Below are 25,128 nucleotides of genomic sequence, written 5' to 3' on the forward strand. Positions count from 1 at the left end.
CGTTGAAATTAACAAATAAAAACAGTCCAACAAACAGCTTACAATTCCCTAACCCAAATATTTCTATAGCTTACCCTGCTATTATCTTGGTGGTCTTGAAGCATTAAAGGACCTTTTCCATGCGTCGGATTTTTTGGCCACCCAATATAAGGGGTAGTTCCTTTCAGCGCTACATCATCTTGCACTAAAATTCCATTATGCATTACGGTCATAGTACCCGACTTTATTTTGTCACCAGCTTCGTTAAACTCGGGCGAACGGTAAATGATATCATAGGTGTTCCATTCTCCTGCGGCTACAGAGGCCATTGCCAGCGGTATATGTTGTTTATAGATAGATCCTACTTGTCCATTTACATAGGTAGGGTTGTCATTATTATCTAGTATTTGCACTTCGTACATTCCATTTAAAAAAACACCGCTATTAGCTCTATTCTGACCGTCTCGCTGCACCTCCGCTGGAGAACTCCATTCCAAGTGCAATTGTACATCCCCAAAGTTTTGTTTCGTCTGGATATTACCCGATTTATCCTTTACCATCATGCTCCCGTCATCGTTTAGATTCCAGTTTGCAGCAGTACTATCCTGAACATGTATCCAAGCATCCAAAGAAGTCCCTTCGAACAAAACAATGGCATCACTTGGAGCTGAACCATTCTTCCCTGGCGTTACAACAGCCACTTTAGGTTCATAAAGCTCGGTTTCCTCTGGTTTGCTAGGTTCTACGCCACTATATTCTTCGTGCACAATGATATTGGACTCCGTAACTTCATTATCGTTAGCTACTTCGGGTTTAACCACTTCGTTACAGGAGCAAATACTTAAGACCAAAGCGGCCATCAAGACTCTTTTCATACTACAATTCTTTTATTTTAATATTACGAAAAGACACTACATCACCATGGTCCTGTAATGCGATTTTACCTGTTTTGTATGCTCCAAAGCCTTCCCAACCGTCGAACTTAGAACCTTTCAGTAAGGTTTGAAGCGCTTCCCCATTAACCGGAAATTGAGCTACTTCTACACCGTTTAGCACAGATGTTCCTTCGTTGGTTTTATGATTGATGGTAATTATCGTCGTATTCCACTCCCCAACGGGTTTTGTTTCATCTGTTGGCGGAGGTACCAAATCATAAAGTGCACCGGCTTGACGGTTAGGTCCGTTTTTTGCATCTGGATGCTTATCATTATCCAATAATTGAATCTCCAATCCTGTTTGATAAGGCTCCCCGAATTTAGCATCCTCGCTTACACCCCACATGATACCACTATTCCCGGTATCTGACATTTTCCATTCCAAAGAAAGCACAAAATTAGTGTACGCCTTCTTGGTTACAATATTAAAAGATTTACGACCGCCATCAGGTTTCTTTCTCTCCTCTGCCGTTGGCGGATGAAAAACGATAGCATCGTTCTCTGCTTTCCAAAAGCTGGGCAATTCCCCTCCTTTAAAAGCCTGCCAATGGTCTAAGGAAAGTGACGTCCATTCGTTTTCAGCTACAGTTTTTGCAATGGTTTTGGATACATCGGTTGCTTCCGCTGATAACGCCTCTTTTTCTTTACAACTAAATGCAAGTACCGCTAGTACTACTAAAATGCTTATTTTTCTCATTTTTCTATTTTTAAATACCTAATATTTTTTTTAATACGTCCTTGTCAATCTCAGCACCTGCAAAGTCATCAAAGGTTTTCTCTGTGGCTTCGATAATATGATCCTGAATAAAAATAGCACCCTCGCGCGCACCTTGTTCTGGACTCTTAATACAACATTCCCATTCCATTACGGCCCAAACATCACATCCATATTGTGTTAACTTGGAGAAAATGGTCTTAAAGTCTATTTGACCGTCTCCTAAAGAACGGTACCTACCTGCCCTATCGCCCCAATCGTTATAACCTCCAAAACTACCTTTCTTACCCGTTGGGTTAAACTCGGAGTCCTTGACATGAAACGATTTTATAAATTCATGGTAATGGTCTATGTATGCTATGTAATCCAACTGTTGCAGTACAAAGTGGCTTGGGTCATATAAAATATTCACTCTTTTATGATTACCCGTAGCTGCCAGAAAGCGCTCAAAAGTATCTCCGTCGTGCAAGTCTTCCCCAGGGTGTATCTCATAACAGACATCTACACCCTCCTTGTCAAAATGGTTTAAAATAGGAAGCCATCTTTTGGCTAGCTCCTCAAATCCCATTTCTACCAATCCCGCCGGCCTTTGTGGCCAAGGGTGCATCGTGTGCCATAGTAAAGCTCCAGAAAAAGTTGCGTGAACAGAAATTCCTAGTCTTCTGCTCGCTGTGGCGGCTTTCTTTACGGTTTCTATTGCCCATTCCGTTCTTGCTTTTGGATTGTTCTTTACTGCGTCTGGTGCGAAATTATCAAACATGAGGTCGTAAGCCGGGTTTACAGCTACCAATTGCCCTTGAAGATGTGTGGACAGTTCAGTAATCTCAAGACCGTAAGAATTCACCTTTCCTTTAAGTTCGTCACAATAGGTCTGGCTCTCGGCAGCCTTGTCTAAATCGATTAAAAAATGTTCCCATGTAGGTATTTGTATGCCTTTATACCCTAAGTCCGATGCCCACTTACACATTCCGTCCAAGGAATTGAATGGCGCCTTACTATCTACAAACTGTGCCAAAAACACAGCTGGCCCTTTAATTGTCTTCATCTTGTATATTAATTGACGTTAATGTACCTGTTATTCATTTAAGAATTTACCTTATATTTAGGAATAAAAGTGGTCTTTTTGCTCCCTTATTTAGTTGGGTCCTCAATATAGGGAATACCGTAAGAAATTCACAAGAAATATACAATGAATCAAAACAAACAATTCGATGCTATTGTTGTTGGTATGCCTGTCAGCGGTGGCTGGGCGGCTAAAGAGCTATGTGATAAAGGCCTTGAAACATTGGTTCTAGAAAGAGGTAGGATGGTAGAGCATATTGAGGACTACCCCACAATGCACAATGACCCTTGGAATCAACCCTATAAAGGACAGTTATCCGTTGAAGAAAAGAAACAACAACACATACAAACGAGGGTTGGCTGGGCACCTCAAGCGGACAATAAGTATTTTTTCGTAAACGACCTAGACCACCCGTATGCAGAAAAAAAACGATTCGATTGGATTCGCGGGTATCACGTTCGTGGTCGCTCCCTTACTTGGGGCCGACAAAGTTATCGCTTGAGCGATATCGATTTTGAAGCAAACAAAAGAGAAAATATTGACGTGGGGTGGCCTGTTCGTTATGCCGATATTTCTCCTTGGTACGATAAAATTGAAGAATATTTTGGCGTAAGTGGACAGAACCTGGAATTGAAACAGTTGCCAGACGTTAAATTTCAGCCACCTATGGCGCTCAATTGTGTAGAGGAAGATTTTCAAAGAAAAACTTTTGAAAAATTTGAGGATGGCAGATTGATAACCATAGGTCGCACCGCAAATATTACCGCCCCAACTTTCGAGTTTGAAGGCCGCGGTGTTTGCCAGAATAAAAATAGATGCTCTATGGGCTGCCCTTTTGGTGGTCATTTTAGCAGCAACTCGGTCGCTCTACCAGCTGCAGAACGTACCGCTAATATGACACTTAGACCTAACTCCATTGTACATGAAATCTTGTATGATGCGACAACAAAAAAAGCAACTGGTGTGCGGGTAATTGATGCGGAAACGAACGAAAAAACAGAATTCAAGGCCAAGGTAATTTTCTTGTGTGCTTCGGCAATGGCATCGGTAATGATTTTATTGCAATCCAAATCTGAACATTTCCCCAATGGTTTAAGAAATAATTCCGATGCCCTTGGAAGAGGAATCATGGATCATCATTATAAATTAGACGCAACAGCCAAAGCAGATGGTTTCTTAAACAAATATTACAAAGGGCGTAGGGCCAACGGATGCTATATCCCAAGATTTGTAAAGTTGGACAAAAAGACAAAACGCGAAGGCTATTTGCGTGATTTTGGATACCAAGGCACCGCAAACCGCGGAGATTGGTCTGAGTCCGTTGCAGAAATAAGATATGGGAAAGCATTAAAAGATGAACTTCTTAAACCGGGCTCTTGGCAAATAGGCGTAACTGGTTTTGGAGAATTTTTACCATATGATGACAATAGGGTGACGCTAAGCGAGACCAAAAAGGATAAATGGGGATTGCCCCGGCTAGAATTTGATATGGAATTCAAAGAGAATGCGTATAACATACGGAAAGACATTAAAACGGAAATCGTTTCCATGTTCAAGACTGTCCGGTTCATGGGCGTTCAGCCGTATGAAGAATCCTCAGGACCAAGTCTAGGTATTTATGAAATGGGCGGTGCCAGAATGGGCCATAACGCAAAAACATCTATGGTGAACAAAAAAAATCAACTGCATGCCGTGCCCAACGTTTATGTTACAGACGGCGCCTTTATGTCATCCACTAGTTGTGTAAACCCTTCATTGACCTATATGGCGTTTACGGCAAGAGCAGCAAATAATGCCGCAGAACAATTAAAAAAAGGACACTTTGCATAATGCACCTATTTAATCATAAATAGCAGATGTTATACTGAAGTTTTCGCAGTAACGTGCGCTACCAGAATTAATTATACTATATTTTGATATTAAAATTGTAATAAAATATTATATGGAGAACGCTTCTGCCAGAAATATGTGGGGAGATTATTTAGATAAACATTTGGAACATGCTTTTCATGAAGCACCAAAAACAGCTGTTTTTGGAGACAACGAAAAAGACGTTAACAAATTAGCCGCCTTAGTGGTGAAAGGGGTGAAAAAAGCTACCTCATATTCCCTTTTAGGTCTGCAGTACAGAAATGAACCGCTACCAAAAATTGGAGACTTTTTAGTAGTTACCAATTGGGCTAAAGAGGCACAATGCATTGTGCGAACTACTGCTGTGCAGCTCATTCCCTATTTCAATATAAATAAATCAAATGCAATTTTAGAAGGTGAAGGAGACAAATCCTTGGCCTACTGGAAAAAAACACATTGGGACTATTACACTAAAGAATTAGAGGCTTTTGAACGAGTTCCTAGGGATAGCATGATTGTCGTATTTGAGGAATTTGAACGGGTGTTTTAAAAGAGGTAGGAGACCGTTACCCTATTAGACTTGAAATATGAGATATTTTAAATGGTTCTGTTAAAATTAACATCAATTTCATTTTGAGTTTATCAGTACCTATACTGTTATGAAGCACATACAGATAGCTACAAAAAGAGCCGAAAAAAGTAAATTTTTGCGGCTCTTTTTAATCATACTATTTAATTAGTCCTCCAGCGTAACCCATGTATTCCCGTCCTTATGAGACTTCACCGTAGCCTCAATAAAATCCATACCACGAACACCATCGGTCATAGTTGGAAATTCACCATTATTATACTTTTCTCCACGAATGGCCTTTGCCACTCCCAGGTAAATATTAGCCATAGAATCAAAAATACCTTCTGGGTGTCCGGCCGGTAATTTGGTGCCGTCCAAAGATAGTTTTGAGTTATAGGGATGTCCTGGCTTATATACCTGTGTCGGTTCCGTATCGCTCATTTTATATAAAAAGTTGGGTTTCTCTTGTTCCCACCTAAACGCTCCTTTTTCGCCATAAATAGCAATGGCAAGACCATTTTCCTCGCCAGTGGCTACTTGGCTACCGCGTATCACTCCTTTTACATGTGCTCCCATTCGAATAAGCACCGTTCCATCTACATCCATCTGGTTGTCTTCATAAAGGTAGTTGAAATCACACAGTACCGACTTCACTTGCAAACCTGTGGTGTACTCGACCATATTAAATGCATGCACCCCAATATCGCCCATACAAGAACTAATTCCTGCTTTTTTGGGATCCAAGCGCCAAACAGAATTGCGCTTTTCCTTATCGTGAATAATGGTATTTATCCATCCTTGATAATACCTAGCATCTACCTTATGTATTTTGCCAAGCACCCCTGCCTTAATCATTTCCCGCATTTGGCGTACCATAGGATAGCCTGTGTAGGTATGCGTTAACGCGAAAACAGTTCCTGCTTTTTCATGGGCTTGCTGTAAAACTTTAGCTTCTTCCAAAGTGGTCGTCATTGGCTTTTCGCATATCACGTGAAAACCGTTGTCCAATAGCTTTTTCGCCATAGGGAAATGCAGGAAATTAGGGGTCAATACGGAGCAGACCTGAATACGCTCTTCCTTAGGAAGTTTCATTTCCTCGGTTATCAATGTATCAAAATCTTTGTATATACGATTTAACGGCACATCTACCTCCTCAGCGAACGCTTTATTCACCTCAAAATCTGGATTAAACACCGCTCCTGTTATCTGATAGTTATCATTTATAAAGGATGCTACCCTATGTAAAACTCCTATAAGGGAATCCCCTCCACCTCCTAAAATACCTAGTCTAATCTTCTTTGGCATGTTGTAATCGTATTAATATTATTAAAAATTGAATTTCAAATATAGTCTTACAAAATAGAATATAGGTTTTCAAGTTGTATGTAAACGTTAAAATTAAAGACTTTCTACCTATTTAAAAAATTAGGATTTGTAGTCGATTTTTTCGGACTTGAACATTACAGCAAAAAGAACAAGCACCAGCAAAGCAAAGCCAGAAGGGTATAACCATATTTGTTCCCATTGGTGTGAGTCATCTTCCAAAAGGTAAGAATCGGAAATTTTACCCGCTATCCAAAAACCTATCAGCATTCCTATGCCATAGGTTGCTAAAGTGATTAGCCCTTGAGCGGAGCTTTTATATTTGTTCCCTGCTTTACTGTCGGTATAAATCTGCCCAGAAACGAAGAAAAAGTCATAACAAATTCCATGCAAAGCGATTCCAACAAGTAACATAAAACCAAGTTCCCCTGTATTGCCATAGGCAAATAATACGTAACGTACTACCCAAGCCAACATGGCGACCAAAATAGTTTTCTTAAACCCAAATTTTGTAAAAAAATAGGGCAGTAGGAGCATAAAAAGTATCTCAGAGATTTGGCCCAAGGTCATTTTTCCTGTGGGGTTTTCCATTCCAATTTCTACCAAAAACGGATTCGCATTCTGGTAATAAAAAGCCAAGGGGATACATATTAATATGGACGAGATAAAGAACACCAAAAAGTTTCTATCCTTAAAAAGCTCCAATGCATCCAAGCCTATAAGTTCCTTTAGGCTTGGTTTTTTGCCACTAGCCGCCTTTGGTGGTGTCTTAGGCAGAGTAAAACTAAATACCCCGAGAATGGCAGACGCTATTGCCGTCATTAAAAAGGTGTTCTTTAACAATCCTTCCTGGATTCCCGCTTCTGAATCCCAGTTAAAGAAATAACTAATCAGCAATCCAGCAACTACCCAACCCAATGTGCCAAAAACGCGCACCAGCGAAAATTCTTTTGCCGGATTTTTCATTTGGTTAAAGGAAACAGAATTAACCAATGCCAAGGTTGGCATATATAAAATCATATACCCAAGTACGTAGGGATAAAATAGGTCAAAATTATCGGTCCCATACATCAGATAGAGTAGAAATGCACCACCCAGATGTAAGATTCCTAATATCTTTTCCGCGTTAAAATAGCGATCTGCAATAATACCGATAATAAAAGGAGCCACTATGGCTCCCCAAGATTGGGTAGAAAAAGCAAGGGCGATTTCACCATCGGAAGCATTGATGTTATTCCCTAAAAAAGTGCCAAGGGTAACGAACCATCCGCCCCAAATAAAAAACTCCAAAAACATCATTATACAGAGTTGTACCCTTGTCTTAATGTTCATTTTCTAAATTTTCATCTTTTATAATAGACATAATCAAGAACAATAAGTTCTATTTTGTTATTCCTGAAATCCGTTGCTATCTGTCCTCTATGGTTGGTAGAATAATTGATAATATGAAAAAGCATATCCTGAAGTGTATTGGTAAACAAACGCCCTTCAGAATTGTCGTAATCTATGCGTTTTTCAAAATCCTCCGCATTTGTGGTGATTTCAAAAGAGGTGCGTTGGTTCTCATAATGAATATCGCTCCAATCTTTCAAATCATGTTTTTGCCACTCCTCGTACTCGGGAAGCTTACCTACAATCCTTGCATTCCATATATGGTGGGCGTTTAATAGGTGACTAAATAATTCCTCTGATTTTTCCAGAGGATTATCCATTCCAAGAAAATGCTCAATAATCTTCTTATTGCAATAAAAGTTATAATCAAATAGCTCGTTAAAAAAAGGCTTCATAACACAGTTGGGCTTGGTCGTTATTTAGTTTTTTTGTTTGCCTTTAGCAATAAGTCGCGGGTAGCCTTTATGCCAGCTTCCTCGCCTAGTTCGCTGCCCTCATATTCCACGCCAATGTATCCTGTATATCCAGCATCCTTTACTAATTGCAGCATCTTTACATAATCTATCACCCTATCATTACCCTGCGCATCAAATTCATTACTCTTTGCACTTACGGCCATAGCGTAGGGCATCAATTCTTTCATGCCCTTGTATTTATCGTACATGTTCGCACAGCCATCATCAGATCTCTCGATACAAAAATTTCCAAAATCCGGTAGCGTGCCCACATTATCCATATCTGTCATTTTCATAACCTCGGCATGCATGGCGCCATTGGAAGATAATCCACCATGATTCTCAACCAAAACATTAATATTTTTAGTCTTGGCATATGTTCCCAACTTGGTAAGCCCGTCTACAGAGTTTTTTTTCCATACTGCTGGATCAGAGCTTCCCGTAAGATTTACTCTAATAGCATGGCAGCCCATTGCAGCGGCGGCATCTACCCATCGCTTATGTTTCTCTACGGTTTCGTTACGCTCTGCTTCATCATCCGCAGCAAGGTTACCCTGCCCATCTATCATAATAAGGATGTTTTTCATCCCATACTTTTCCGCTTCAGCATTGCTCTTGGCAACAAAAGCGGCCATTGCCTCAGGTGAGTAGTTGGCATCCGACAACTCAGGGTTATACAGTTGGCTCACATATTCCAAGCCGGTAAAGCCCCATTCCTTCGACTTTTCTGCAAAGGAATACGGATTAACACTATCATTACGTATCATTTTGTGCATAGACCATTGTGCCAGTGAAAGATCAAAAAAGGGCTCAGCATTAACTTCTTGGACAATTTCGTCCGTTTTTTCCTCTTTAGATTCTTTTGTTTCCTTGCAGGAATACGCACCTAAAAGAGCCAACGCAACGCAAACGGTAAATGACTTTTTGATACATGTAATTTTTCTCATAAGTAAAATATTTCTTTTATTAATCGGTTTAAAATCTATTCTTTTCAACCTCTAGACCACAAAAAAATCCGTTCGGCTAATTATATCATAATATGGAATTCGTAATAAGTATAAGCTTTAAATGTATTGAATTAATTTTATATTTAATAAATTTAGGAAATAAACAATCCCTATGAGTAAATTTTATTACAACGAAGAACAGGAATCCTACGACGCCATTGTAGTAGGTACTGGGATTAGTGGAGGCTGGGCCGCAAAAGAATTATGTGAGAAGGGTTTAAAGACCTTGGTCTTGGAGCGCGGTAGAATGGTAAAGCATATCGAAGATTATAAGACCGCAAATCTGGACCCATGGGATTTCCCGAATGGTGGCGAAGCTACTAAAGAGATTGTAGAAAAACAAGAAAAGCAGAGCAGAACCGGATACACTACCAAGCAAGCAAGCCACAAGTGGTTTGTAGATGACTTGGAACACCCATACAATGAAACACAACGATTTGATTGGATGCGAGGTTACCATGTTGGTGGTAGATCTTTAACTTGGGGACGCCAAAGTTACCGTTGGGGGGACCTTGACTTTGAAGCTAATAAGAAAGATGGTACAGCTGTAGATTGGCCCGTGCGCTACAAAGATATTGCACCTTGGTACGCCAAGGTGGAAAACTATATTGGCGTTAGCGGCGAGGCTCTTGGTTTACCACAACTTCCGGATAGTGAGTTCCTACCTCCTATGGAGCTTAATTGTGTTGAAAAAGTCCTTAAGGGCAAAGTTGCAGAGAACTTTGGAGGTAGGACAGTAACCGTAGGGAGGGTAGCCCATATTACTGGAACAAAGGACTTTGATGGCCGTAGTAAATGTCAATTTAGAAATAGGTGTATTAGAGGATGTCCTTTCGGGGCGTATTTTAGTAGTTTATCCTCTACCCTACCTGCAGCCGAAGCAACCGGGAATATGACTCTGAGACCAGATTCCATTGTGCATGAGGTTATGTACGACGCAGATACTAAAAAGGCTGTCGGTGTTAAAGTAATTGACCGTGTAACCAAAGAAACTTTCGAATTTAAGGCGAAAGTAATTTTCCTTTGCGCTTCTTCTATAGCATCTACTTCCATATTGATGCAGTCAAAATCCGACAGATTCCCTAACGGAATGGGTAACGATTCCGACCAATTAGGACGTAATATTATGGATCACCATTTAGGCGTTGGAGCATCAGGAAAATTCGATGGTTTTGATGATAAATACTACAAGGGAAGAAGGCCAAACGGAGTTTATGTGCCAAGATTCAGGAATTTAGGTGGTGATAGTAATAGAAGTGACTACAAACGTGGCTTTGGTTACCAAGGTAGTGCCAGTCGTGGAGATTGGGAGGAAGCAGTAGCTGAATTATCACATGGTAAGGACTTAAAAGACGCTATATTGAAGCCAGGAGGCTGGACTTTGGGCCTTGGTGGGTTTGGAGAAGTATTGCCTTATGAGGACAATAGGTTTACTATGGATTATGGCAACTTAGACCAATGGGGTTTACCTACAGTTACTTTTGATGCTGGATTCAAAGAAAACGAACTTAATATGCGCAAAGATATGATGCAGTCTGCGGCGGACATGCTAGAAAAAGCTGGCGCCCGAGACATTGAAACTTTTGACAAAGAAACGGCACTTGGCCTTGGTATTCACGAAATGGGAACTGCCCGTATGGGTAGAGACAGAAAAACATCTGTATTGAACGGTAACAATGCACTACATGACGTTCCTAATGTTTATGTGACAGATGGTTCTTTTATGACATCCTCAAGCTGCGTTAACCCATCTTTAACCTATATGGCTTTTACGGCCAGAGCTGCGAACCACGCCGTCGAAGAACTTAAAAAAGGGAGCATATAATGGATAGAAGAAAAGTACTCAAAAATATGGGATTAGCTATGGGGTATACCATAGCTACACCTACCTTAATAAGCCTAGTGCAAAGCTGTAAAACAGAACCTACCATTACTTGGGCTCCAGAATTTTTCACAATGGAGCAAGGTAGCGTACTTACCAAATTAGTAGATATCATCTTACCAAAGACCGATACACCTTCTGCTTCCGAAGTTCAAGTAGATATTTTTATTGACCGCTTTGCGGACCAAGTAATGGAAAACGCACAGCAAGATTTATTTAAAATGTCCATGTCTAAATTTATAGATAAAGCCTTGGTCGATAGCGGTAAGGAAAAGGTAGAAGACCTAACTCCAGAAAACTTAGAGCTTGTTTTAGCTGCAACCTTAAAGGTTACCAAAGAAGAGCAAGTCATGTATATAGGTAAAATCAATAATTACAACGTAGCATTAGCTGATGGGAAAGAAGCTAGTCTTGAGGATGGTGTTTCTAGATTCGCTTTTGCGAACAACCTAAGGGGTATGACCATCTGGGGCTATAAGACATCTGAGTATGTTGGCGAAGAAGTATTGGCATACCTTCCTGTACCAGGTGAATATGTTGGCTGTGCTGATCTAGAAGAACTTACAGGAGGCAAAGCTTGGTCATTATAAGAAAGATCTTTAAATAGTAGCTATTTTGGTTAACTAATATAGAAAGCTTTGACTAAAGTACTTGTTTTTAATACCTAATTGTAGACCAATGAAAAGAAGAAGTTTTATACAGAAAACAGCCCTAACCAGCGGAGCAATTTCGCTAAGTGGGGCTTATTCTTATGCACAACCTTTAGCGAAAAAAGAAATAGCACATAGCTTCAACTTAAAGTACGCCCCTCATTTGGGCATGTTCAAAAATCTTGCTGGTGAAGACCCGATAGACCAGTTAAACTTTATGGCGGACCAAGGCTTTACCGCTTTTGAAGATAATGGAATGAAAGACAGGGAGTCCTCGCTTCAAGAAAAGATGTCGCAAACCATGCAAAAAAGGGGTATGGAAATGGGTGTATTCGTAGCGCATCAAATCTATTGGAAAGAAGCTAATCTAGCGTCTGGTGATAACACAAAAAGAATGGAATTTTTAGAAGACATAAAAGCATCTATAGCCGTGGCCCAACGGGTGAATGCCAAATGGATCACAGTTGTCCCAGGCCATGTAGACTTAAAACTAAATATGGGATATCAAACAGCCAACGTCGTAGAATCTCTTAAACAAGCATCCGCACTATTGGAAACCCATGATATTACTATGGTCTTGGAACCGCTAAACTTCAGAAATCATCCCGGACTATTCCTTACAGAATCTCCGCAAGCTTACGAAATTTGCAAGGCAGTGGATTCGCCCGCCTGTAAAATACTATTCGACATCTATCACCAACAAATACAGGAAGGAAACCTTATTCCAAACATGGAAGCCTGTTGGGACGAAATAGCCTATATCCAAATTGGGGACAACCCAGGGCGTAAAGAGCCAACTACCGGCGAAATCAACTATAATAATGTCTTTAAGTTCATACACAGTAAAGATTTTAGTGGCATCCTAGGTATGGAACACGGAAATTCCAGACCTGATAAAGAAGGGGAACAAGCTGTTATTGATGCCTATAAAAAAGTTGACGATTTTCTATAAGCAGCCTTAAAGAATTTCCTTAATTCTAAACTACCCAATTGGACCTATTCCGAGTTGGGTATTTCTGTCACTTACCGGAATAACTGACAATCGTCATTTTAAAAATCAACGCTCTTCCCAAAACTGGGTCCGGTATCAAATTCAAAAAAATCCCAAATCGGTTTGCCGACTAGCATGTTGCATCCTAGAGATTAAAATATATCAATCTTTTCAACTGAATTTTAGTTAGCTATTTATATGTGCTTATTGATGCAACACAAAATTCTTGTATTATTGATTTCGCTTATATTTAATATAACAAAAGGTAGTTTGTCGAAAAAATACAGCCTTTCGATGAACTACCTATTGGTAAAGTAAGGAATATACTACTTTTTCGTTTATTTGTGTATGTCCCCATATCTATACCTACTTATCGCTTACATTATATTATTTTGTTTGTCCAAAATAACATTTCGATTATACGTTAAAAGGAAAATACGGATAACAAATAATATTCCAAATTTAGAGCAAAATCCAAATTCAGGAATAAAAAATCATTTTTTATGGGTTTTTAATATTTTTCCTAAAGATTTGATAAAATTCCCATAGCCCAAACGGTGTTCTTATCACGTGCTTAAATCATTAAGTACTGCGTTATGGACAAATACATTATAATTCAATTATTATAATGTAGTTATGGGTAGTATACCAGTACTAAACCAGTACTCCTTTAATTTTTTAGTTATAAGAAAGCCCACTTTAAAAGTGGGCTTTTTTAATAAACAAAATAGTAATCGCGACAAGCAATCGCTTTTTGTTATCTAAACTTCCAAAGGATTATATTTTCTTTTTTAAACTATCAACTACTATCATACCGCAGAAACAAATTTCAATAAAAAAACCAAAAAGTTCGAAAACGATACCTTTTGGTTTCTAAAACTATGGGATTACTACCTAATTCAAAATACCATACTATACGGCTCTCTATGCCTCACTGAATGAACATGCCCGCCAAGCGCTAACGTAAGGTAGTTCCCCCGAAACCTATCATTAGACCAGTAACCGATAAGACAAGCTAATCAGTCACCTTCTTTGTTTGACGCTCAAAACATAGTTATAGAGCCGTACTTTTTAATATGGTAATACATTATATTGCGTCAAAACTACCTTTGACACGAATTATTTCTCCTTTTTGGTTCACAAGCAGTAAGCTCAGTGTACCCTTAACACTTGTGTTGCTATAATGGGTAATACGAATACTTCCCTCTTTTGTAAAATATAGTTTTTCTCCAAAAACATCGCTACTATACGCTCCGAAAACACCGTCAGCCGGATTCAAAAAACTCTCTATAGCTTTTACCTTATACATACCCGAAAGTAAAGCATCAGTTTTATTCTCTTTACAAACAACGACCTCCATATGGTGTGGTAAAACAGCACCGTTACCATTAAAATCAAGCTTTAGGACATTAAAATAAGTTCCTTTTGAAGAAATTTCAGTGCTTAAGCTAAAGCCAATATCCCCCAACAACTGGTGATGTTCATTCTCTTCCACATCTAGAATGTAAGTCCCATTAAGCACTAGCGTACTTAACTCTGCAGCCTTACTCGCGCTTGAAATTAAAAGCAAGGGCAAAAATCCTAAAAAAATAATTCTTATTATTTTCATTGCGATGGGATTCATATCTATTCTTGGCTCGTTTGAGTAGTTTGCTGAAAGTTGGTAACCACCACATTCTGCTTATCACCATCCCCACTTTCTTCGTCCATTCCTCCCAAAACTAATGCTGTGAAGAGAGAGAGTAAAAAGAAAACAAACATGACCAAACATTTTTTCATGGCAACAAACTTACGTGTACAATTACCGTTGATACAATACACTAAAACTATAGTCGCTTTAAACTTGACACTAAATTAAGTCAAGAAGTGACTGTAATTTTTGCTGATGTATAATCTGCTTATTTTTTTGTGTAAACGGGAAAATGACCAAAATATGCCGCTGTAGATTGCTTTATTTGTAATCTATTTCTTGTTAAATTAAATTTTCCAAATGATAAAAATTGAATTGTTTCGTATATATGCCAATTATACTAAATAAACTCCCATTGACACATAAATTTGATTGTAGCCGTACCGTAAGAATTATTTTTAACTAACTTTCATTTTTGATTTTACAGATTATGTTAGAAGCGGTACTCGTAGATGATGAGATAAAGGCCTTGCAAAGCCTTTCTTGGGAGCTCACTAATTTTAGTGATGAAATACATGTGTCGGCATCTTTCACAAATCCTTTTGAAGCTTTACAGTACTTAGAAAAAAACACACCAGACTGCTTGTTTTTGGATATAGAAATGCCAACTATGGATGGTTTTCAGTTTATACAAAAGCTTTCTAACAAAAACTTTCCGGTAGTCATTACCACAGCGTACAACCAATATGCCATAAAAGCACTTAAAAACGAAGCGATCGACTATCTACTAAAACCTATTGATACAGACGACCTAAAAGACACCATCGTAAAAATCAAAAAATTTAATAGCAGAAACTTTACCGCTGAAAAGCTTGAAAAAATACTTCTCAATTTTAATTCTAGTTCTATCAACAAGAAAATTACACTAAACACTGATGGAAAATTAATTTTTTTAGAAAGTGACGAAATTCTGTATGCAGAATCCGATGGAAACTACAGCACTATTTTCCTAACAGACGGCCACAAAATAGTACTTACAAAAAAATTAAAAGAAGTTAATGCTTTACTGCCAGATGATTCTTTTTTCAGAATACATAACTCCTATATCATCAATCTTAACAAAATAAAGGAGTTTTTAAAGACCGACGGATACGTTGTATTAAAGTCAAACCATAAAATTCCCGTATCCAGACAAAAAAAATCTGACTTCCTAGATTTGTTATAAATGGCATTATGTATATGGCTATAGGAATTTTCCGCAACCATTTCAACTTCAAAGTAACAAGAACGCAACGTAGCATTTTAGCACTTGTTTATATGCTATTTTCTGCCACGCTGGCAGCCCAAACCGTGCCAGAAAATTTTAAGCAGCTTACCGATAGTCTTATTACAACTGCTCCAAGCTCCTTTACTGCAATCCATAAAGTAATGCGGGCTCACAGAACCGACAGCCTTTATATGCGCTTCTTTCGCCAAAGATCAAAAGAAATAGGATACATGGCCGGCGAATCCTATGCCCTAAGTGAATTGGGACGAACCTATCGTAATATTTCGAACTATAGTAAAGCGATAGCGCTTCACCAAGAGGCCTTAGCAATTGCCAAAAAGGCCGATAACCTAGAGTTTAAGATTTCTAGCCTTAATTATTTAGGTGTGGTCTACAGGCGCACCTCTTCCGTAAGGACAGCTATGGACTTTAATCAGCAAGCATTAGAACTGGCCGAAGCCGTTAAAAATCCTTCGGAGGGAATAAAACGAAGCATCAACGTTTCGTTAAACAGCGTAGGCAATCTCTACCTCACCCTAAAGCAGTATGACCTCGCCATCTCTTATTTTGAACGCTCTATAAAACTAGAAGCAGAACTGAATAACATTTTGGGCTTGGCAATCAATCACCAAAATATAGGTAAATGCCAAGAAGAGCTGGGAGCGCTAGACCAAGCCCTAGAAAATTATAGCATATCTCTTTCCTATAACCAAGACATAAACAATACGATGGGACGCGTAATCTGTAAGAACAGTATTGCAAAAGTCTACATTAAAAAAGAAAAATACCAAGAAGCATTGAGACTTATTAAAGGGACTATGCCCATGGCAATGCAACTAGGAAATTCGTTTTTAATTGCAAGACTTTACAATAATTTGGGTTGGGCACAGATGAAGATGCACCAAAATGAGGATGCAGAACAAAGCTTATTAGAGGGATACTCGGTAGGTGAAAAACATAACCTAAGGGATGAACTAGCCCAAACCAGCCACTTACTGTCAGAACTGTACGAAGTAAAAAAAGACTACCAAAAAGCCTTGAATTTCAAGACCAAAGCGATTAGCCTGGACCAAGAAATATTGAATGAAGGCACTATACGCTATGTAAACGAAATCCTCTTCCGCTACGACTATGAAAAAAAAGGAAACGAGATAGCTGTTTTGGCAAAACAGAACGAGATCGTAAACCTCAAACTAAGGAAGAACAGGACGCTGCTGCTCATTGGAGCTTTGTCACTTATTCTTTTAGCTGGCATTCTGTATATCCTGTACCGACAATATCAATTGAGCAATGAAAAAAAAATATTGACCTTGGAGCAGACCATGTTACGCAGCCAAATGAATCCGCATTTTCTATTTAATTCACTGAATTCTATCAAACTTTACATTATCAACAACGAGAAAAAGAATGCGGTACATTACCTAAACAAATTCTCCAAGTTGGTTCGGAAAATTTTAGAAGCCTCCTCGCAAAGAGAAATCCCTTTGGCGGAGGAACTAGAAACAGTAGAACTTTATATGAACATAGAGAATATTCGATTTTCGAATGAAATCAACTTTAAGATAAATATAAGCGAAGATATTGATGTACATACCATAAAGCTTCCCTCACTCATCTTACAACCCTTTTTGGAAAATGCACTGTGGCACGGACTATCCTCAAAAGAGGGTGAAAAAAACATTACGTTAGATGTCACATCCGGTGAAGACGGTTTTATAAATATTGCTATTACCGATGATGGAGTGGGACGCGATAAGGCGGAACAAATTAAAGAAAGCAAAGTTTTAAAACGAAAATCCATAGGTATCGATATCACGAAAGAACGACTTGCAAACTTCTCCAAAGACTATCAAAACTCCTTTCATGTGGAAATTATTGATATTTATAACGATTCAAACCTTCCTGCAGGTACAAAAATATTGCTTCATATTCCTACTATTTAAGATGCTCCTGAGCTACGGTTTCCAGTTGGGAATACCAGTCCTTACCAAACTTACGTATCAAGGCTTCCTTTACGAATTTATATACGGGCACTTGTAATTCCTCTCCCAAAGAACAGGCGGGATCACATATTTCCCATTTATGGTAGTTCACCGCCGTCAATTCGTTGTATTCATGAATTCTTACGGGATACAAATGGCAAGAAACAGGTTTTCTCCATTTTATCTTCCCTTGGTTATAAGCCTCCTCTATACCGCATTTAGCCGTATTTTTATCATCAAAAAAAGCATAAGCGCATGCACTACCATTAATCAAAGGAGTTTCCCACTCCCCATCATCCCCTTTTACGAACGCTCCTTCTTCTTCTATTACCTGTATACCCTCTGCTCTTAAAAAAGGTTTTACTTTGGCATAAATATCTACTAAAATCTCTGTTTCCTTATCTTCTAATGGTGCACCTGCATCACCATCTACACAGCAAGCACCTTTACATGCAGATAGGTTGCACACAAAATCATTCTCTATAATTTCTTCAGATACAATAGTTTTTCCTAGTTGAAACATTATACTTTTTTAGACTTGCAAGATACATCAATTAAAAGCTATCGGTAGGATTGATATTTTTAGAAATTAAAATTCAAATGCGATTATTAAACGTAAATTTGGGAAAATTTTCAAGGAATGACATTCAATTTTGAACTTAGACAAATTGCAACAGCGAGTATGGTTCTTTTTGCTGTTATAGATATTTTGGGAAGTATTCCGATTATTATAAGCCTACGTAAAAAAGTGGGGCATATACAATCCGAAAAAGCATCGATTGTTGCAGCCTGCATCATGGTGGCCTTTCTCTTTTTAGGAGAAGAAATACTAAAGCTTATCGGTATAGACGTAAACTCCTTTGCAGTTGCAGGAGCTTTTATTATTTTCTTTTTGGCTATCGAAATGATCTTAGGCATTACCCTTTACAAGGATGATGAACCAGATAGTGCCTCCGTTGTGCCTATCGCCTTCCCTTTGATTGCGGGCGCGGGAACCTTGACCTCCCTACTTTCATTACGGGCGGAATATTACGTAGAAAATATTATCGTAGCGATTATCGTAAATATCATATTTGTATATGCGGTGTTAAAATCTTCCGTAAAACTGGAAAAATTTCTTGGAAAGAACGGGGTTAATGTTATCCGAAAAGTGTTTGGAGTAATTCTTTTGGCAATAGCTGTTAAATTGTTCGCTACAAACATCAACGAACTTTTTAACAAGTAAAAAAGGGTGTATTTTTGCAGTAATAATAATGATTATGAACAAAACTTTTTCGATTATACTAATTGTACTTGCCCTAGCATTAATTGCTTATAACGTAACCTTAGTAAATTTTACCGCCCCATTTCAAGGCGATAGCACTGTGGCACTTATTGGAATTATGGCTTCGTTATGCGCCATTGTTCTGCTGTTACTCTATATAACAAGTAAAAAGGTACAACAAAAAGTTAATGAGGACTAATTCCGCCTTTTTGCTTTAATGACTTATAAGGTTCGTTATATGCTTTGTAGCATCTGAAACTTAGCTAAAATACCTTTTAGGTATATGGCTCTAAAAAAATCCTACAAAACAGAACCATAGCTATTCTAGTCGAGTGATGAAAATTTAATTGATCGCCTCAATGGCGTTAGCCTCTTCTTGCTGAACGGCAGGATTATCCAACTCCAATACTTTTTGAAGCATCGCGTCTCTCTTGCCTTTAATATTAGCATGTGCATTAGCATCGAATAATTGTTCTCCCAAAGCGGCTTTTAGATACAGTTTAATACCTTCTTGATTGCCATAAAAATCCATGGATAATTCTCTTTTTAAAGAATAGTCCACAAAATTCTGGAACAGAATATCGTCTACTTTAAATTCCTTGACAAACTCCGTTGCCGAAAGCTGATTGTACCGGCTTCTATCCTCATCCAAATGCTCAAAAATAAAGAATGATAGAAAACCATAACTATCCATACTTTGCACTGCTTCTTCTTCATTGGAGCCAATTGGCACGAATACATCTGGGATAATACCACCACCACCATAGACCACTTTACCTTTTGGCGTCTTAAATTTTAGGGAATCGGCGACCTTTATACTATCTACCGAAAAAAGTTCTCCATTATGGAAGCGCTCCTTAAAACGTTTGTAATAATCTTTATTTCCCTTTTGGTAATCCTTTTGAATACTGCGCCCCGTTGGGGTATAATACCTAGATACGGTTAACCGTATGGCAGAACCATCTCCCAATGCCATTTCACGCTGTACCAATCCTTTTCCAAAAGAACGACGTCCCACAATAGTACCCACATCGTTATCCTGCAAGGCACCGGCAATTATTTCACTGGCAGAAGCGGAACGCTCGTTTATGAGCACATAAATAGGTTTGTCCTCAAAACTGCCTTTGTCCGTGGCGTACGACTTGTCTATCTTTCCTCTTTTATTTTTTGTGAATAGGATGAGTTTATCATCCTTTAAGAATTCGTCTGCCATTTGCTCTGCAACACCTAAATAACCACCTGGATTATCACGTAAATCCAAAACCAGTTTCTGTGCCCCTTTTCGCTGTAGTTTGGTCAAGGCCGATTTGAATTCCCTATAGGTAGATTCTGCAAAACGATTGACTTTAATATACCCCATGTCAGCTGTTAGCATGTAGTAGGACTCCACACTTTTAATAGGCACTATTCCTCTTTTGACATCTATCGTTACGATTTTATCCTCAGATTTACGATATACCGTCAATTTAACCTTAGTGCCTTCTTTTCCTTTTAGTTTATCAACAATAACATCACTAGGCATACCTTTACCATAAAGTGTATCAGTATCCGCCATTAATATTCGGTCACCCGCTCTTATACCTTTTACATCACTTGGGCCACCTTTTACAGCTCTAATTACAGCTATGGAATCCTTATAGGGATAAAAATTTACTCCAATACCCACAAAGTCACCTTTCATATTCTCTGATACCCGTGCCATATCCTCTTCTGGAATATAAACCGAATGTGGATCGAGTTTTTCTAAAATACTATTTACCGTAACATCTACGATACTATCGGTATCAATATCGTCCACGTACTCATAATCGATATAATCTATGAGACGGTTCAGCTTGTCCTTTTTGGAGTTTGTAGTGAAAAGTCGCTCTGGAGTATCGTTATAATGCAATTTACCACCCACAAAAACGCCCAAGGCCAAAGCCGCAGCGATTAGGGTAGGTATTAAGTAGGTGTGTTTCTTTTTCATTTATTTCACTTTGGGTTCTAAGCTTCTATTGTGGGTATATGGACCAACTCCACCCCGGCTTTTTCCAAAAAATCTAGACCGGAATTATCTTTGTATCCTTTTTGATACACTACACGATTTATGCCCGACTGGTGTATCAGCTTACTACATTCTCTGCAAGGCGATAGGGTTATATATAATGTTGCATCTTGGCAAGACTGTGTGGAACCTGCCACTTTTAATATGGCATTGGCCTCTGCATGTAATACATACCATTTAGTATAGCCTTCCTCATCTTCGCAAAAATTCTCGAATCCCGTGGGCGTGCCATTGTATCCATCTGAAATAATCATTCGACCCTTAACAATAATAGCACCTACCTGTTTACGTTCGCAGAAGGATAATTTGCCCCATTCTTGTGCCATTCTTAAATAGGCCTTATCGTATTTCTCCTGTTTGCTTTTCTTCATTCCCATTGCTTCAATAGCAGCATATACCTCTAAGGTACGGGGCTTAATTCCCTCCCACAACCTTATAAGTTAAATTTAACAATAGCGCCTTACCAAGGAAAGGTATTATACAATAAGGGTATTGTAATCAACATGATAATTACACTGGTCACAGAGACAAAAGCTGCTTGCTTAATTTTTAAGACGGACCTACAGAGATAAGCGAACAAGAGCACTAACAGCACAATAATAACCTGCGAAAGCTCTATTCCTAGGGCAAAACCCAAAAGCGGCGCCACCTTTTCCTCTGAATCAGTCACCAACATCTTAAAATAATTAGAGAAACCGAAGCCGTGTATCAACCCAAAAAATACCGTAGCGACCATGTGCCATAGCAAACTTTTATAGGCTGTTTGGTTTCTTAGTTTCAGGATGTTGTATAGCGCAGTCAATACTATAGTCACAGGAATCAAAAACTCAATCAAGGAAACGTCTACTGTTACTATTTCAAATGCCGATAGCGCCAAGGATAAACAATGCGATATGGTAAAAATAGTTGCAAGCCATAAGACGTTTGCCCAATTTTTAAAAGTAAAAGGGATGGCTAAGGCCGAAAGAAATAAAATATGATCGTACGCATTACGATCCAACACGTGGTCCAGACCTAGTTGTATGTAAAACCAAAACTCTTGCATAATACTATATTTAAATAGCTTCTTCTATATACTCTATATTATGTGTCCTTGCTTACTATCCAATATCACGCTCTTTTTGAATGGTCTCGTAAGCACTTTGCACTTCCTTAAATTTCTCTTCTGCTCCTTTTTTAATGGCTTCGTCTTGGGTATTTACGCGATCGGGATGATACTTCTTCGCCATTTCTCGGTAGGCCTTTTTCACTTCTTGATCCGTAGATGATTTTTGGATATCTAAAATCTTGTACGAATTGTCCGCCGATTTAATGAACATCGCCATAATACTCTCGAAATCACGTAAACCTACCCTTAAATATCCTGCAATCTCTCTTAACTTACTTATTTCGGGGTTGCTGATGCTACCATCGGCCTGTGCGATGCCAAATAGGAAATGGAGCAACTGTAAACGCACCTCGTACCGAGTGCGCTGTGTTAAGAAAGTACATATCCGCTGCGCAGAAATCTCTCTTTTTTTATTCACCTCATTAAAGGTTCTAAAAATAGCATTCGCCTTTTCTTTACCGTACGTGCCTACAAAATATTGACGCACATAATCCATTTCACTTTGGCTTACCTGTCCGTCTGCTTTAATCACGATAGAGCAAAGCGACAAAAGGTTCAATTCAAAATCTGCGGGCGACACGGACTGTCTTGTCATGTCGCCAAATACACTTTTGGCCCCTCCAGATTTGGAGCGAAAAAGACTATCCAATACACTTCCTACAAAAAAGCCTAAAAACGCTCCGCCTATTCCTCTAATAAAAAACCCTACAAAGGCACCTACCCATTTAATCATAATACATCTTAGCTAATTCGCAAAGATAAATTATTAAGCAGAGAACAAATGACTAATGAAACGTTAAGTGTTCTTAAGGGGAAATACAAAATGATTACATTTGAAAATAAAGTTTTAATTTAAAAAAATAGACTATGTATCCTGCAGAATTAGTAAAACCTATGAGAGACGACTTGGCATCTGCCGGGTTTGAAGAATTACATACAGTAGAAGCGGTAGAAAATGCTATTAAAAAAGAAGGAACTACACTAGTAGTAGTAAATTCTGTTTGTGGTTGTGCTGCTGCAAATGCAAGACCAGCTGCAAAAATGAGCTTGCAACACGCCAAAAAACCAGACCATGCCGTAACAGTATTCGCTGGTGTTGATACCGATGCGGTGACAGCAGCCAGAAACCTTATGGTTCCTTTTCCTCCCTCATCACCTTCAATGGCCTTGTTCAAGGACGGAGAATTGGTGCACATGATTGAGCGTCATCACATCGAGGGAAGACCAGCCGAAATGATTTCCGAGAATTTGATACAAGCTTACGACGAGTTCTGTTAGAATAACGGTGCCTAAATTTCCTTTATAAAGGAAAAATTAAAATAAAAAACCACTTCAATTGAAGTGGTTTTTTATTTTTGCACCATGCAAAAGATACTAGCCTATCCATTTACCCTTATCTTTTTCATCGCTTTTGGAGCGGCGTTGCTATTTTTTCATCCCATTATTTGGATCTGTCATCGTGTTTTTGGCTATAATGGTATAAAACGCGCTATAAGTGTGCTTAACCTCACACTCATCCGCACGACTAATCTTTTGGGAACTACCTATCGCTTTACAAACAATCACGATATTCCTTTGGATAGGCCATTGATTATTGTCACCAACCACCAAAGTATGTACGATATACCCCCCATTATCTGGTACATGCGCAAATACCACCCAAAATTTGTGAGCAAAAAGGAACTAGGAAGTGGTATTCCAAGTGTTTCCTATAATTTAAAACATGGCGGCGCTGCATTGATAGACCGTAACGATGGTAAATCTGCCCTCATGGCAATTGGAAGACTGGGTAGCTATGTGGAAAAGCACAATAGAGCAGCCGTAATTTTTCCGGAAGGTACCCGAAGCAGAGACGGGCACCCCAAACCCTTTAAACCTATGGGGCTTAAAATGCTATTAAAAAAAGCGCCATCGGCCCTTATCGTTCCTATTAGCATTAACAACTCCTGGAAGCTGGTGCAGTATGGGAAATACCCCATGGGATTGGGTGCAAAGGTGTCTTTTGATGTGCACCAACCCCTAGAAAACCATGGAGATCTGGATGAACTCATTATCCAAATAGAAACCGCCGTTAATTCTGGCATAACCTCTTTAAAATGAACGATGCTAAACTGGCAGAAGAGACTATTACTTTTGTAAAAAAAACCTTGCAACACGCAGAAGGAGGGCACGATTGGTTTCACATAGAGCGTGTTTTTGACAATAGTATGCTGATTGCCCGCAGTGAAAAGGTAGATGTGCTGGTTGTAAGTCTAGGTGCGCTCTTACACGATATTGCAGATGCCAAGTTCCACAATGGAGACGAATCCGTTGGCCCTACAATGGCAAAAGCCTTTTTAACGTCCTTGGACGTAAAAGAAAATATCGTGACGCATGTGGTCAATATTATTAACCATATTTCTTATAAAAATTCCTTAGAAACAGAGTCAGGAGAAAAGTTCAACTCCTTGGAACTTCGAGTGGTCCAAGATGCCGACCGCTTGGATGCCCTTGGCGCCATTGGTATTGCCAGAGCCTTTAATTACGGTGGGTTTAAAAACCGCGTCATGCATGATCCGGATATACCACCCAACCTAAAAATGAATAAGGCCCAATACAAGAAGTCCAAGGCACCCACCATCAATCACTTTTACGAAAAACTGTTGCTACTGAAGGATAAAATGAATACCAAAACAGGCAAGCAACTGGCCGAGCAACGGCATCAATACATGTTGGGCTTTTTGGAGCAGTTCTATACCGAATGGAATCCTTTAGTGGTTAATAAGCTTAGGGCGTAGTTCATTTGTTATCTAGTTCAATAATAGTTAGGGTAAAACTTTTATTTTTAGGCGCTTTACTATTAAAAGTAGCTTATTGTTTGTGTAAATACATACGAACACAAGGCATAAAGGAACGCTAAATATAAAAACAAAAGAAAAGGGTGCAATTATCAATGATAACTGTGCCTTTTTATGCCTTGTTTAGGTGCTCGTACTTTAAAGTCTGCTATAACATGTTCCCCAAACGGGCTATTGAC

Annotated in this window: 26 protein-coding genes; 12 read left to right on the forward strand and 14 right to left on the reverse strand. The window is 38.9% G+C overall.

Features of this window, described 5'->3' with window-relative positions; genetic code table 11:
• Positions 1-38 precede the first annotated feature (38 nt).
• The 3 genes from Q360_RS0111805 to Q360_RS0111815 are packed head-to-tail and all read right to left on the reverse strand — an operon-like array spanning position 39 to position 2,674.
• Positions 39-854 (reverse strand): 3-keto-disaccharide hydrolase, encoded by an 816-nt coding sequence (locus Q360_RS0111805; RefSeq protein ID WP_027077290.1) that lies wholly within the window; start codon positions 852-854, stop codon positions 39-41.
• 1 nt (position 855) lies between these two features.
• Positions 856-1,611: a 3-keto-disaccharide hydrolase gene (locus tag Q360_RS0111810; RefSeq protein ID WP_027077291.1), complete on the reverse strand. Its 756-nt coding sequence runs from the start codon at positions 1,609-1,611 to the stop codon at positions 856-858.
• 10 nt (positions 1,612-1,621) lie between these two features.
• On the reverse strand, positions 1,622-2,674 hold the full coding sequence (locus tag Q360_RS0111815; protein ID WP_027077292.1) for a sugar phosphate isomerase/epimerase family protein: 1,053 nt from the start codon (positions 2,672-2,674) through the stop codon (positions 1,622-1,624).
• A gap of 144 nt (positions 2,675-2,818) precedes the next feature.
• Here Q360_RS0111815 and Q360_RS0111820 point away from each other — a divergent pair, with 144 nt between their 5' ends.
• Positions 2,819-4,522, forward strand: coding sequence for a GMC oxidoreductase (locus Q360_RS0111820; RefSeq protein WP_027077293.1), 1,704 nt, complete (start codon positions 2,819-2,821; stop codon positions 4,520-4,522).
• A gap of 112 nt (positions 4,523-4,634) precedes the next feature.
• Positions 4,635-5,093 (forward strand): ASCH domain-containing protein, encoded by a 459-nt coding sequence (locus Q360_RS0111825; protein WP_027077294.1) that lies wholly within the window; start codon positions 4,635-4,637, stop codon positions 5,091-5,093.
• 186 nt (positions 5,094-5,279) lie between these two features.
• Here the strand turns inward: Q360_RS0111825 and Q360_RS0111830 are convergent, their stop codons facing one another.
• The 4 genes from Q360_RS0111830 to Q360_RS0111845 all read right to left on the reverse strand — a co-directional run bounded on the left by Q360_RS0111830 (position 5,280) and on the right by Q360_RS0111845 (position 9,231).
• On the reverse strand, positions 5,280-6,419 hold the full coding sequence (locus Q360_RS0111830) for a Gfo/Idh/MocA family protein (RefSeq protein WP_027077295.1): 1,140 nt from the start codon (positions 6,417-6,419) through the stop codon (positions 5,280-5,282).
• Positions 6,420-6,539: 120 nt separating this feature from the next.
• On the reverse strand, positions 6,540-7,769 hold the full coding sequence (locus tag Q360_RS0111835) for a nucleoside permease (RefSeq protein WP_027077296.1): 1,230 nt from the start codon (positions 7,767-7,769) through the stop codon (positions 6,540-6,542).
• Positions 7,770-7,780: 11 nt separating this feature from the next.
• The gene (locus Q360_RS0111840; protein WP_027077297.1) at positions 7,781-8,224 is read right to left on the reverse strand and encodes a DinB family protein; all 444 of its coding nucleotides are present in this window, start codon (positions 8,222-8,224) and stop codon (positions 7,781-7,783) included.
• Positions 8,225-8,244: 20 nt separating this feature from the next.
• Positions 8,245-9,231, reverse strand: coding sequence for a sugar phosphate isomerase/epimerase family protein (locus Q360_RS0111845; RefSeq protein WP_027077298.1), 987 nt, complete (start codon positions 9,229-9,231; stop codon positions 8,245-8,247).
• 172 nt (positions 9,232-9,403) lie between these two features.
• Between Q360_RS0111845 and Q360_RS0111850 the strand changes: the two genes are divergently transcribed.
• The 3 genes from Q360_RS0111850 (at position 9,404) to Q360_RS0111860 (ending at position 12,775) form a co-directional block, all read left to right on the forward strand.
• Entirely contained in the window at positions 9,404-11,116 is a 1,713-nt protein-coding gene (locus Q360_RS0111850) for a GMC oxidoreductase (protein WP_027077299.1), read from the forward strand.
• On the forward strand, positions 11,116-11,763 hold the full coding sequence (locus tag Q360_RS0111855; protein ID WP_027077300.1) for a gluconate 2-dehydrogenase subunit 3 family protein: 648 nt from the start codon (positions 11,116-11,118) through the stop codon (positions 11,761-11,763). Before Q360_RS0111850 ends, Q360_RS0111855 begins: the two co-directional genes overlap by 1 nt.
• An 88-nt stretch (positions 11,764-11,851) precedes the next feature.
• Positions 11,852-12,775, forward strand: a complete 924-nt coding sequence (locus Q360_RS0111860; protein ID WP_027077301.1) for a hydroxypyruvate isomerase family protein — start codon at positions 11,852-11,854, stop codon at positions 12,773-12,775.
• 1,126 nt (positions 12,776-13,901) lie between these two features.
• On the opposite strand, the gene Q360_RS0111865 is transcribed toward Q360_RS0111860, so the two are convergent.
• Both Q360_RS0111865 and Q360_RS25800 read right to left on the reverse strand, forming a co-directional pair.
• Positions 13,902-14,423, reverse strand: coding sequence for a hypothetical protein (locus Q360_RS0111865; RefSeq protein ID WP_156950094.1), 522 nt, complete (start codon positions 14,421-14,423; stop codon positions 13,902-13,904).
• A gap of 17 nt (positions 14,424-14,440) precedes the next feature.
• Complete coding sequence (locus Q360_RS25800) at positions 14,441-14,635, reverse strand: hypothetical protein (RefSeq protein ID WP_156950095.1); 195 nt, start codon at positions 14,633-14,635, stop codon at positions 14,441-14,443.
• 299 nt (positions 14,636-14,934) lie between these two features.
• Here Q360_RS25800 and Q360_RS0111875 point away from each other — a divergent pair, with 299 nt between their 5' ends.
• Both Q360_RS0111875 and Q360_RS0111880 read left to right on the forward strand, forming a co-directional pair.
• Positions 14,935-15,669 (forward strand): LytR/AlgR family response regulator transcription factor, encoded by a 735-nt coding sequence (locus Q360_RS0111875; protein ID WP_027077303.1) that lies wholly within the window; start codon positions 14,935-14,937, stop codon positions 15,667-15,669.
• 14 nt (positions 15,670-15,683) lie between these two features.
• Positions 15,684-17,654, forward strand: a complete 1,971-nt coding sequence (locus Q360_RS0111880; protein WP_051554683.1) for a tetratricopeptide repeat protein — start codon at positions 15,684-15,686, stop codon at positions 17,652-17,654.
• On the opposite strand, the gene Q360_RS0111885 is transcribed toward Q360_RS0111880, so the two are convergent.
• On the reverse strand, positions 17,647-18,216 hold the full coding sequence (locus tag Q360_RS0111885; RefSeq protein WP_027077305.1) for a DUF3109 family protein: 570 nt from the start codon (positions 18,214-18,216) through the stop codon (positions 17,647-17,649). The genes Q360_RS0111880 and Q360_RS0111885 overlap by 8 nt on opposite strands.
• A gap of 117 nt (positions 18,217-18,333) precedes the next feature.
• Here Q360_RS0111885 and Q360_RS0111890 point away from each other — a divergent pair, with 117 nt between their 5' ends.
• Positions 18,334-18,918 carry a MarC family protein gene (locus Q360_RS0111890; RefSeq protein ID WP_027077306.1) on the forward strand — a complete coding sequence of 195 codons (585 nt, stop codon included), beginning with the start codon at positions 18,334-18,336 and terminating at the stop codon, positions 18,916-18,918.
• A gap of 34 nt (positions 18,919-18,952) precedes the next feature.
• Entirely contained in the window at positions 18,953-19,156 is a 204-nt protein-coding gene (locus tag Q360_RS0111895) for a hypothetical protein (protein ID WP_027077307.1), read from the forward strand.
• A gap of 144 nt (positions 19,157-19,300) precedes the next feature.
• Here the strand turns inward: Q360_RS0111895 and Q360_RS0111900 are convergent, their stop codons facing one another.
• The 4 genes from Q360_RS0111900 to Q360_RS0111915 all read right to left on the reverse strand — a co-directional run bounded on the left by Q360_RS0111900 (position 19,301) and on the right by Q360_RS0111915 (position 22,845).
• Positions 19,301-20,926 (reverse strand): S41 family peptidase, encoded by a 1,626-nt coding sequence (locus tag Q360_RS0111900; protein ID WP_027077308.1) that lies wholly within the window; start codon positions 20,924-20,926, stop codon positions 19,301-19,303.
• A 17-nt stretch (positions 20,927-20,943) separates the two neighbouring features.
• Positions 20,944-21,375, reverse strand: a complete 432-nt coding sequence (locus Q360_RS0111905; RefSeq protein WP_027077309.1) for a deoxycytidylate deaminase — start codon at positions 21,373-21,375, stop codon at positions 20,944-20,946.
• Positions 21,376-21,464: 89 nt separating this feature from the next.
• On the reverse strand, positions 21,465-22,049 hold the full coding sequence (locus Q360_RS0111910; protein ID WP_027077310.1) for a HupE/UreJ family protein: 585 nt from the start codon (positions 22,047-22,049) through the stop codon (positions 21,465-21,467).
• Positions 22,050-22,104: 55 nt separating this feature from the next.
• Positions 22,105-22,845 (reverse strand): TerB family tellurite resistance protein, encoded by a 741-nt coding sequence (locus Q360_RS0111915; RefSeq protein ID WP_027077311.1) that lies wholly within the window; start codon positions 22,843-22,845, stop codon positions 22,105-22,107.
• 134 nt (positions 22,846-22,979) lie between these two features.
• On the opposite strand from Q360_RS0111915, the gene Q360_RS0111920 reads away from it, so the two are divergent.
• From Q360_RS0111920 to Q360_RS0111930, 3 genes are all read left to right on the forward strand, one after another.
• The gene (locus Q360_RS0111920) at positions 22,980-23,390 is read left to right on the forward strand and encodes a BrxA/BrxB family bacilliredoxin (RefSeq protein WP_027077312.1); all 411 of its coding nucleotides are present in this window, start codon (positions 22,980-22,982) and stop codon (positions 23,388-23,390) included.
• A gap of 84 nt (positions 23,391-23,474) precedes the next feature.
• Positions 23,475-24,212, forward strand: coding sequence for a lysophospholipid acyltransferase family protein (locus Q360_RS0111925; RefSeq protein ID WP_027077313.1), 738 nt, complete (start codon positions 23,475-23,477; stop codon positions 24,210-24,212).
• Positions 24,209-24,889: an HD domain-containing protein gene (locus Q360_RS0111930; protein ID WP_027077314.1), complete on the forward strand. Its 681-nt coding sequence runs from the start codon at positions 24,209-24,211 to the stop codon at positions 24,887-24,889. The genes Q360_RS0111925 and Q360_RS0111930 overlap by 4 nt, the downstream gene beginning before the upstream one ends.
• Positions 24,890-25,128: the final 239 nt, after the last annotated feature.

Origin of the sequence: Maribacter antarcticus DSM 21422 (assembly GCF_000621125.1) — a bacterium.
Lineage (GTDB): Bacteria > Bacteroidota > Bacteroidia > Flavobacteriales > Flavobacteriaceae > Maribacter > Maribacter antarcticus.

Coding starts and splice junctions, on each gene's coding strand:
- Q360_RS0111805 (WP_027077290.1), bottom strand. CDS start 854: ATGAAAAGAGTCTTGATGGCCGCTTTGGTCTTAAGTATTTGCTCCTGT.
- Q360_RS0111860 (WP_027077301.1), top strand. CDS start 11,852: ATGAAAAGAAGAAGTTTTATACAGAAAACAGCCCTAACCAGCGGAGCA.
- Q360_RS0111850 (WP_027077299.1), top strand. CDS start 9,404: ATGAGTAAATTTTATTACAACGAAGAACAGGAATCCTACGACGCCATT.
- Q360_RS0111885 (WP_027077305.1), bottom strand. CDS start 18,216: ATGTTTCAACTAGGAAAAACTATTGTATCTGAAGAAATTATAGAGAAT.
- Q360_RS0111810 (WP_027077291.1), bottom strand. CDS start 1,611: ATGAGAAAAATAAGCATTTTAGTAGTACTAGCGGTACTTGCATTTAGT.
- Q360_RS0111840 (WP_027077297.1), bottom strand. CDS start 8,224: ATGAAGCCTTTTTTTAACGAGCTATTTGATTATAACTTTTATTGCAAT.
- Q360_RS0111865 (WP_156950094.1), bottom strand. CDS start 14,423: ATGAAAATAATAAGAATTATTTTTTTAGGATTTTTGCCCTTGCTTTTA.
- Q360_RS0111815 (WP_027077292.1), bottom strand. CDS start 2,674: ATGAAGACAATTAAAGGGCCAGCTGTGTTTTTGGCACAGTTTGTAGAT.
- Q360_RS0111855 (WP_027077300.1), top strand. CDS start 11,116: ATGGATAGAAGAAAAGTACTCAAAAATATGGGATTAGCTATGGGGTAT.
- Q360_RS0111930 (WP_027077314.1), top strand. CDS start 24,209: ATGAACGATGCTAAACTGGCAGAAGAGACTATTACTTTTGTAAAAAAA.
- Q360_RS0111910 (WP_027077310.1), bottom strand. CDS start 22,049: ATGCAAGAGTTTTGGTTTTACATACAACTAGGTCTGGACCACGTGTTG.
- Q360_RS0111880 (WP_051554683.1), top strand. CDS start 15,684: ATGGCTATAGGAATTTTCCGCAACCATTTCAACTTCAAAGTAACAAGA.
- Q360_RS0111830 (WP_027077295.1), bottom strand. CDS start 6,419: ATGCCAAAGAAGATTAGACTAGGTATTTTAGGAGGTGGAGGGGATTCC.
- Q360_RS0111925 (WP_027077313.1), top strand. CDS start 23,475: ATGCAAAAGATACTAGCCTATCCATTTACCCTTATCTTTTTCATCGCT.
- Q360_RS0111895 (WP_027077307.1), top strand. CDS start 18,953: ATGAACAAAACTTTTTCGATTATACTAATTGTACTTGCCCTAGCATTA.
- Q360_RS0111845 (WP_027077298.1), bottom strand. CDS start 9,231: ATGAGAAAAATTACATGTATCAAAAAGTCATTTACCGTTTGCGTTGCG.
- Q360_RS0111900 (WP_027077308.1), bottom strand. CDS start 20,926: ATGAAAAAGAAACACACCTACTTAATACCTACCCTAATCGCTGCGGCT.
- Q360_RS0111905 (WP_027077309.1), bottom strand. CDS start 21,375: ATGAAGAAAAGCAAACAGGAGAAATACGATAAGGCCTATTTAAGAATG.
- Q360_RS0111875 (WP_027077303.1), top strand. CDS start 14,935: ATGTTAGAAGCGGTACTCGTAGATGATGAGATAAAGGCCTTGCAAAGC.
- Q360_RS0111835 (WP_027077296.1), bottom strand. CDS start 7,769: ATGAACATTAAGACAAGGGTACAACTCTGTATAATGATGTTTTTGGAG.
- Q360_RS0111890 (WP_027077306.1), top strand. CDS start 18,334: ATGACATTCAATTTTGAACTTAGACAAATTGCAACAGCGAGTATGGTT.
- Q360_RS0111915 (WP_027077311.1), bottom strand. CDS start 22,845: ATGATTAAATGGGTAGGTGCCTTTGTAGGGTTTTTTATTAGAGGAATA.
- Q360_RS0111820 (WP_027077293.1), top strand. CDS start 2,819: ATGAATCAAAACAAACAATTCGATGCTATTGTTGTTGGTATGCCTGTC.
- Q360_RS0111825 (WP_027077294.1), top strand. CDS start 4,635: ATGGAGAACGCTTCTGCCAGAAATATGTGGGGAGATTATTTAGATAAA.
- Q360_RS0111920 (WP_027077312.1), top strand. CDS start 22,980: ATGTATCCTGCAGAATTAGTAAAACCTATGAGAGACGACTTGGCATCT.